This window comes from Mycobacterium sp. 1245852.3 (genome assembly GCF_001669335.1).
GTDB classification, from domain to species: domain Bacteria; phylum Actinomycetota; class Actinomycetes; order Mycobacteriales; family Mycobacteriaceae; genus Mycobacterium; species Mycobacterium europaeum_A.
Window position 1 is genome coordinate 1 of sequence record NZ_LZLL01000042.1, and the last position, 1307, is coordinate 1307.

1 protein-coding gene and 1 pseudogene are annotated in these 1307 nt (G+C 67.6%); one reads left to right on the top strand and one right to left on the bottom strand.

Going from position 1 to position 1307, the window contains the following annotated elements:
- Nucleotides 1-406, top strand: a pseudogene (locus A9W96_RS01710) (hypothetical protein); the annotation flags it as partial.
- A 52-nt stretch (nucleotides 407-458) separates the two neighbouring features.
- Here the strand turns inward: A9W96_RS01710 and A9W96_RS01715 are convergent.
- Nucleotides 459-1307: alpha/beta hydrolase (locus A9W96_RS01715; protein WP_156765083.1), on the bottom strand; the 849-nt coding region annotated here is incomplete at its 5' end.

Genomic DNA, 1307 nt, shown 5'->3' on the forward strand with positions numbered 1-1307 from the left:
TGTCGAGGCCGCCGCCGGTGAACCTTTCGTTTCCGACACGAAATCGGGCACGAGGGCCGAACGCAGGGCGAAGCTGAAAGCGTTTGTCGCGGAATACCTCAGCGCCTACCACGTGGAAAATCCGGACGACGGATGCGTGATGCCGACCCTCAGCGCCGATGTGGCGCGGGCGGGAGTGTCCACTCGGGACGCGTACGAACACAAGATCAACGCGCTGGCGGGGCGGATGGCGGAGCTATTTGACGGCGCGGACCCGGAACGCCGGGCGTGGAGCCTGGTCGCGCTGATGGTGGGGGCGGTGTCGATCTCGCGCGCCATGTCTGATCCCGCCAGGCAGGCCGAGGTGCTCGACGCCGCGAATAAGACCGCGGACAGGCTCATTTCACCCGGCAAACGACGCATATGACCGGCGGCGGCACGCGGGCTTAGCGACCTTGGGTCGTTTGACGCGTGCTCTCCTAGCCGAGGTGCGTCGCGAACCAGTCCCGGGCCGCCCCGGCCGCCAGCGCGAACCCGTCGCCCGTGTACGCCGCGAAGTGGCCGCCGGGCACGAAAACGATCTTCTTTGGTTCGGCCGCGGTCTGGTACGCGGCCGCCGCCAGGCTCCCACCGGTCAAGTTGTCCTCGCGACCGACGATCATGAGCAACGGCGTTGGTGTGATGTCGGGCAGGTAGCGCGCCGGTTCGTACCCGTAGAAGTTGTCCACGCTTCGCAACGAGACCTCATTGGGCCATTGCGGATCCAGCGCCGCGCGCGCCTCGGTGAAGAACGCGTAGGCGTCCGAAGTGGGCAGGCCCACCAGCGTGGTTGGCTCCGCCCCGACGACTGGCACCATTTCCGGTGGGGCGCCGCGAGCGCGGGCTCGCCGGTCCGCGGTGAACCGCTGGGGGCCGACCACCTGATTGTTCACCCGGGCAAGGTTGGCATAGGTCGACCGGCCGCTGATGAACGGCGCCTGGCCGCAAACGGCCTGCACTCGCCGGTCGATCGCGGCGACAACGAACGCGTGCGCCGCCGAGAAGCTCGTTCCCCAGACGCCGATACGATCGGGGTCGACCCCGGATCGGTTCTGCGCGTAGGTGATTGCATGCTGGTAGTCGCGGATCTGCTCCCATGGGTCGACTTCGTGGCGTGGCTTGCCGGGCGCTGTCCCCGACTCGCCCCAGCCCCGATGGTCGAAGACCAGCACGCAAAGTCCCGCCGCCGCGAACACCTCGGCAAACTTGTCGAGGTGCATCTTCTTCGTTGACGTCCATCCGTGCGCCATGACCACACAGGAACTCGCCCTCCCCGCTCGGCGCTCTCG